The following is a 6,205-nucleotide window of genomic DNA, read 5'->3' as shown; positions in this document are numbered from 1 at the left end:
GCGCTGAGCTTCCTGCAGGACTTCGACGCCGCCGACCGCCTCGTCCGCGCCGGTGCGCCGTCCAAGATGGCCTGGGGCGTGGCCCTCGGCCTGGCCGTGACCCTGGTCTGGCTCTACACCGAGATCCTGCGCCTGCTGTCCTACATCAATAGGGACTAGCGGCAGCCGCGATCGGCCGAGGTGCGTGATACGAACCGGCCCGAGAACACTCGCCCTTGGGGAAACTCCCCAAGGGCTCTTCTCATGGGTATGGACGGTGCCGGTTTCAGGGGGCTGCGCCTGCGTGTCTCCAGGCCTTGATAGCGTGATCAGGTCAACGACTGTAAAACAGCTGGGCGCCTAAGCACTGGCCCAGCTAGCAAGGAGCGCCGATGAGTCTCGGCGAAAACCCCCGTCCCACCAAGCCCCAGCCTGCGGCCGAACTACTCAAGGCCGGTAAAAGTTCCCAAGTCGGCTTGTACCCGCACGATCTACACCCGGGTCTGGTCCCTGGCTTAAGCGTCGAAGATCAAAACAAGAACTTCTCGCTGGACCGCATCGTCTTCTTCGTCACCGCTGCCTTCATCGTGGCCTTCATCGCCTGGGGTATCGCCTCCCCAGAATCGGTATCCACGGCGTCGGCTGCCGCCTACGACTGGGCGATGAATAACGCCGCGTGGCTGCTCAACCTCGTGATGAGCTTGGGCATCATCGTGATGCTCTACCTGGCATTCTCCCGTTACGGCCAGATCCCGTTGGGCCGGGACGACGAGGAGCCAGAGTTCTCCCGGTACTCCTGGATCGCGATGATGTTCGGTGCCGGTATCGGAGTGGGCGTGTTCTTCTTCGGCCCCTCCGAGCCCCTGGCGTACTACCTCTCTCCGCCGCCGGAAACCGTGGCCGCGGAAACCCCCGCCGCCCTGCACCAGGCGCTGGCCCAGTCCCACTTCCACTGGGGACTATCCATCTGGGGGCTCTACGCACTGGTGGGCGGAGCGCTGGCCTACTCCACCTACCGCCGCGGGCGGCCCTCTCTCCTGAGCTCCGTGTTCCGACCCCTGCTGGGAACCCAGCCGAATGAGGGGATCGCGGGCCGGGTGATCGACATGATGGCGATCGTCGCCACCCTCTTCGGCACCGCCGCCACCCTGGGTCTATCCGCCCTGCAGATCGCCCAAGGTGTGGAGATCATCTCCGGGGCAGGTTCGCTGGCCAACAACGCGGTTATCGCCATCATCGGCGTGCTCGGCGTTGCTTTTATCGTTAGCGCCGTGTCTGGCGTGGCCCGTGGCATCCGCTACCTGTCGAATATCAACATCACGCTGACGCTGCTGCTCGTCGCCTTCGTATTTATCTTCGGCCCGAGCCTCTTCCTGCTGAACCTGGTGCCATCCGGGGTCGCGACCTATATCGACCAGCTGCTGCCGATGATGGGCAAGTCCCTGTCCTGGGGTCAGGAGACCCTCGAGTTCCAGGGCGCGTGGACGGCCTTCTACTGGGCCTGGTGGATCGCCTGGACCCCGTTCGTCGGCATGTTTATCGCCCGGATCTCCCGTGGCCGAACCATCCGGGAATTCGCGCTGGCAACGATCGCCGGACCGACCACCATTCTGGTCCTGGCCTTCACCATCTTTGGTGGCGCCTCCATCACGTTCAGCCGGGAAGGCCGAGAGATGTTCGACGGCTCCGCGAATTCCGAGCAGGTTCTCTTCGCTCTCTTCGACCAGCTGCCCCTGAACACGATCACCCCGTTCCTGCTGATCGCCGTTCTCACGATCTTCTTCGTCACCTCCGCGGACTCCGCATCCGTGGTGATGGGAACCATGTCCTCTCAGGGCAACCCCGCGCCGAACAAGTTGGTCGTGGTGTTCTGGGGTGCGTGCATGATGGGTATCGCCACGGTGATGCTGCTGGCCGGCGGGGAAACCGCGCTGACGGCGCTGCAGAACCTCACGATCCTCATCGCGCTGCCGTTCTCGATCGTTCTGTTGGTGATGACCATGGCCTTCCTCAAGGATCTCCGCACCGACCCGGCGGTGATCCGTAAGGACTACGCCAGCACCGCGGTGGAAAATGCGGTGGTCCGTGGCCTGGAGGAGCACGGCGATGACTTCGAGTTCACCGTCGCTTCCGCGCCGGAGGGCAGGGGAGCGGGTGCTCACTTCGACTCTTCCTCTGAGAACGTCACCGACTGGTACCAGCGCGTGGATGAGGAGGGCGAAGAGATCGCCTACGACCACGAGACCAAGAGGTGGGCGGACCAGGAGGAAGACACCGCGGATACGTCGGCTGACTCCGCAGATGCAGCGTCGCCCGGTGCCGACGAAGGCTCGGCGGAGCAGCCGGAGCGTTAAGGCCGTCAGCAGCCAGCAGTTTCGGCCAGGCACAAAGAAACCCTCGGCCCTGGAAAATCCAGGGCCGAGGGTTTCTCCCTGCCACAGTGGGGCAGCGCCGCGTCAGAACTACTTCTGCATCGCGCGCGGAATATCCAGATCTGGGTTATACGGCTCGGCCTCCACGAGGGTCACCCGGACAGTGTCGCCGGTCGGGGTCTCGTACTCGCGGGTCTCGCCGACCTTCGCGCCAACCAGGGCGGCGCCCAGCGGGGCGTCGGTGGAGTAGGTCTCCAGCTCCGGGTTGGAGGACTCCAGGCCACGGGTACCGATCAGGAAGGTTTCCTTATCCTCCTCATCGTCGTCGTAGTAGACGTGCACGACGGTGCCGACCAGCGCGACGCCGGACTCCTGCGGAGCCTCACCGATGGTGGCGTTATCCAGTAGCTCCTCGAGGTAGGCGATGCGCGCCTCCTCCTGGCCCTGCTGCTCGCGGGCGGCGTGGTAGCCACCGTTCTCCTTGAGGTCACCCTCCTCGCGGCGTTCATTGATCTCGGCGGCCAGGACCGGGCGGTTCTCCTTCAGGGCGAACAGTTCCGCATTGAGTCGGTCGTAGGATTCTTGGGTGAGCCAGGTGGTCTGATTGTCTGCCATCTGCGCCATCCTCCTTGGAAATTAATGTCAGTAATTTTCAGCTAATCCGGGCAATCACGGTCCATGCACCGTCCCCGGCGGTAGCGCCTTGGGTGGCGATAGCTTTGCAGGAATAGTCCCACGGTTTCGCCGACGCCTGCCGGTTCTCGCTTGTCCGGGCGTATTCTAGCACCGAATAGGTGCGAAAACTTCAGCCGACGCGTCGTCGGTTGGCCGTTCCTCGGTGGGCTACTGCTTCAGGTGGGAGGGGATGACCGAGGAGCAGCCGTAGATCTTCCCGGCGTAGCCCGGCACGCGAGTGTTGATATCCACCGAGTGGCGGGAGGTCTTCGGCCCGCCGGCTGGGACGTAGAACTCGCGGCGACCGACTTCATTCTTGTCGTAGTCCATCGCGGTGACGATGCAGTAAGCCGGCTGCGACGGATCCTCGCGGGTGACGTCGACGCGCATGTTCAGGCGGTTGTCGGAAACGACGGAGCCGCCGGACTCGACCGCGGTGACGTCCGCCGAGGACGCGTTCATGAACTGGCTGACCGCGTAAGCCATCGCGCCGGCGATGAGGACGCCCAGCGCGATGACTAGCACCTTGCCGGCGAAGGGGCGGTTGCGTTCAGCGCCGTAGCGGGCCTTCAGGGCATCGTCCGCGGGCATCTGCGCATCACCCGGGCGGGAGTTGGGAACCGAAGGGGAAGCATCAGAGGTCATGGTGTTTTACATTCTAGGCAATGCGCCCGTAAAAGCAGATTTCTTCTTGCCCGTTCGACCTCCTCCTGTGGTTGGGGCGCGGTGGGGCGGTGCGTTGTGACTTCTCTTCATCGCGCGTGGAACAATATGGAAGTATGACTGATTCGACGACGAGCGGCGCCCAGGGCGGTTATCGCGTGCTGGCGATTCACGCCCACCCGGATGATGAATCAAGCAAGGGCGCGGCGACGATGGCTCGCTATATCGACGAAGGCCACCGAGTCCGCGTGCTGACCTGCACGGGCGGCGAGGAAGGCAGCATCCTCAACCCCAGGATGGACCGCCCCGAGGTGCACGAGAACCTGGTGGACGTGCGCCGGGAGGAAATGGCCCGAGCCGCAGAGATCCTGGGGGTGGAGCACCGCTGGTTGGGATACGTGGACTCCGGGTTGCCGGAATCCGGAAAGCGGGAGGACCTCCCGGAAGGCTGCTTTGCGCTGCAGGACGTCGACGAGGTCGCCGCCGAGGTGGTTGCACAGATCCGCGAGTTCCAGCCGCACGTGATCATCACCTATGACGAAAACGGTGGCTATCCGCACCCGGATCACCTGATGGTGCACGCAGTGTCCATGCGCGCCTGGGAGCTCGCGGGAGACCCAGAGTATCGGCCCGATCTGGGCGAGGCCTGGGCTCCTCTGAAGCTCTACTACACGCACGGTTTCGTGGTGACCCGCTTTAACATGCTCGCCGAGGCGGTGGCACAGCGACAGGCCAACGGCGCGATGACCCTGCGCGAGTACCAGCACACCATGACGCAGCTGGCTTTCTGGCGTGCAAAGCAGGACGTCTACCCTCGCGTGACGACCCGCGTGAACGCTGCCGATTGGTTCGATCGCCGCGACGCGGCGCTGACCGCACATGCCACCCAGATCGACCCGGACGGGCCGTTCTTCGGCGTGGACGTGGACGTGCAGCGCGAGACGTGGCCCACGGAGGAGTTCGAATTAGCGAAGACCCGGGTGGCCACTACACTGCCAGAGAGAGAACTCACCGCGGGCCTGCCTCCGGTGGGCAGCGCCGATGAACTCAGCCAGAGCCAGCCGCCAGAGGTGCCGGTGCGCCCCGAGCAGTAGGATTTCCGCTAGAGAATTTTTAGCCCAGTACTCACACACGGCTTGACCGCCGCCGAAGGGAATGGATGACATGATCGCAGCTCTTTCGACCCCTGCTCTGCCAGCAGCGGATCTGGTGACCGCAGGGGCGGCGTACACGACCACTGTTATCGCCCAGGGCCCAACCCCCAATACGGGCCCGCGCGGCGAGGAATTCGGCAAGGCCTCGCCGGTCGGGCTGTTCGTCATCCTGGGGCTGCTCTTCGTGGTCATCGTCATCGGATTCGGAATGAACCGCAGGCTGCGCCGCCTGGAACGCCGCCGCGCCTTCGCCGAGCAGCACGGCATCGACGTGTTCGATGAGGAGCGACTCAACAAGGCCATGGAGGAGAGCGGCTACGAGGAGTACGCGAAGGGCGGAGCGATGTTCGCCCGCACCGAGGTGCCGCAGACCGATGCTCGTTTCGAGCCGGCCTCCGGGATCGGCACGCAGCTCACCGGGCCCGACGCGATCGACGCGGAACGCGCGAAGGCCGAGGAAGAAGACGAAGACGAGAATCCTGCACGCTAAGCGAGAGGGTTAACAATCGTGGGTCTACCAAAGCTTGCGGCAGCGATCGGGCGAACCGAGCCGCTGAAGAGGCTCGCCAGCCTGCTCTATCCCGCCTACGAGGCGCGGCTGGCTCGCTCTCTACGGGATTTGCCACGCCCGGCTCACATCGCAATCATGGCCGACGGTAACCGTCGCTGGGCTAGGGAGAACGGCTTCACCGATGTCTCCCATGGGCATCGCGTGGGCGCCCGGAAGATCGCCGAGATGTGCAATTGGTGCGACGAGATGGGCATCGCCTCGGTGACCGTCTACCTGCTCAGCACAGAGAACCTCAAACGCGAACCGGAGGAACTCGAGCTTCTGGTCAAAATCATTGGGGACGTCGCCGACGAGCTCGGGCGGGCGAAGGCCGGATTCCGCGTGCGCTCGGTGGGGCACCTCGAGCTGCTGCCGCAGCAGCTTCGGGAACGCCTGGAATACAACGAGCAGCTCACCGCCAATAACACGGGCGTGTGCGTGAACGTCGCCGTCGGCTACGGCGGACGTCAGGAGATCGTTGACGCGGTGCGAGACACCGTCGCGGAACTCGCTGCGGATGGCACTCCGGCGGACGAGATCGCCGAGAAGATCACCGTCGACTCCTTGGGTAATCACATGTACACCAAGGGGCAGCCGGACCCGGATCTGGTGATTCGGACCTCGGGGGAGCAACGGCTCTCGGGCTTTCTGCTGTGGCAGTCCGCCTACTCCGAGATTTGGTTTACGGACACCTACTGGCCAGCCTTCCGGCGTGTGGACTTCCTCCGCGCGTTGCGGGAGTACTCCCAGCGTCACCGCCGCTTCGGGCTCTAGACCAGCGCTGTACTCATCGCCCTGCGCCCTTACGGACG

At 64.2% G+C, this 6,205-nt stretch carries 7 protein-coding genes; 5 read left to right on the top strand and 2 right to left on the bottom strand.

Features of this window, described 5'->3' with window-relative positions:
- A partial coding sequence (locus tag Q1V78_RS09110; protein ID WP_300613803.1) for a Bax inhibitor-1/YccA family protein occupies nucleotides 1–159 on the top strand: 159 nt, incomplete at its 5' end.
- Nucleotides 160–371: 212 nt separating this feature from the next.
- Nucleotides 372–2,333 carry a BCCT family transporter gene (locus tag Q1V78_RS09105; protein WP_300613795.1) on the top strand — a complete coding sequence of 654 codons (1,962 nt, stop codon included), beginning with the start codon at nucleotides 372–374 and terminating at the stop codon, nucleotides 2,331–2,333.
- 108 nt (nucleotides 2,334–2,441) lie between these two features.
- On the opposite strand, the gene greA is transcribed toward Q1V78_RS09105, so the two are convergent.
- Together greA and Q1V78_RS09095 are read right to left on the bottom strand one after the other, a co-directional pair.
- The gene (gene greA, locus Q1V78_RS09100; RefSeq protein ID WP_012359850.1) at nucleotides 2,442–2,966 is read right to left on the bottom strand and encodes a transcription elongation factor GreA; all 525 of its coding nucleotides are present in this window, start codon (nucleotides 2,964–2,966) and stop codon (nucleotides 2,442–2,444) included.
- 228 nt (nucleotides 2,967–3,194) lie between these two features.
- Nucleotides 3,195–3,671 (bottom strand): DUF4307 domain-containing protein, encoded by a 477-nt coding sequence (locus Q1V78_RS09095; RefSeq protein ID WP_300613792.1) that lies wholly within the window; start codon nucleotides 3,669–3,671, stop codon nucleotides 3,195–3,197.
- 134 nt (nucleotides 3,672–3,805) lie between these two features.
- Here Q1V78_RS09095 and mca point away from each other — a divergent pair, with 134 nt between their 5' ends.
- The 3 genes from mca (at nucleotide 3,806) to Q1V78_RS09080 (ending at nucleotide 6,167) form a co-directional block, all read left to right on the top strand.
- Nucleotides 3,806–4,783 (top strand): mycothiol conjugate amidase Mca, encoded by a 978-nt coding sequence (mca, locus tag Q1V78_RS09090; protein ID WP_300613790.1) that lies wholly within the window; start codon nucleotides 3,806–3,808, stop codon nucleotides 4,781–4,783.
- Nucleotides 4,784–4,853: 70 nt separating this feature from the next.
- The gene (locus Q1V78_RS09085) at nucleotides 4,854–5,333 is read left to right on the top strand and encodes a hypothetical protein (RefSeq protein WP_300613788.1); all 480 of its coding nucleotides are present in this window, start codon (nucleotides 4,854–4,856) and stop codon (nucleotides 5,331–5,333) included.
- A 45-nt stretch (nucleotides 5,334–5,378) separates the two neighbouring features.
- Nucleotides 5,379–6,167: an isoprenyl transferase gene (locus Q1V78_RS09080; protein WP_300613801.1), complete on the top strand. Its 789-nt coding sequence runs from the start codon at nucleotides 5,379–5,381 to the stop codon at nucleotides 6,165–6,167.
- Nucleotides 6,168–6,205: the final 38 nt, after the last annotated feature.

It is taken from the genome of Corynebacterium sp. (assembly GCF_030152825.1).
Classification (GTDB): domain Bacteria; phylum Actinomycetota; class Actinomycetes; order Mycobacteriales; family Mycobacteriaceae; genus Corynebacterium.
This window is presented reverse-complemented; position numbering and strand designations above follow the sequence as displayed.

Excerpts from the sequence above, each read along its gene's own strand:
- Q1V78_RS09095 (WP_300613792.1), bottom strand. The coding sequence starts at position 3,671 with ATGACCTCTGATGCTTCCCCTTCGGTTCCCAACTCCCGCCCGGGTGAT.
- mca (WP_300613790.1), top strand. The coding sequence starts at position 3,806 with ATGACTGATTCGACGACGAGCGGCGCCCAGGGCGGTTATCGCGTGCTG.
- Q1V78_RS09105 (WP_300613795.1), top strand. The coding sequence starts at position 372 with ATGAGTCTCGGCGAAAACCCCCGTCCCACCAAGCCCCAGCCTGCGGCC.
- Q1V78_RS09085 (WP_300613788.1), top strand. The coding sequence starts at position 4,854 with ATGATCGCAGCTCTTTCGACCCCTGCTCTGCCAGCAGCGGATCTGGTG.
- greA (WP_012359850.1), bottom strand. The coding sequence starts at position 2,966 with ATGGCAGACAATCAGACCACCTGGCTCACCCAAGAATCCTACGACCGA.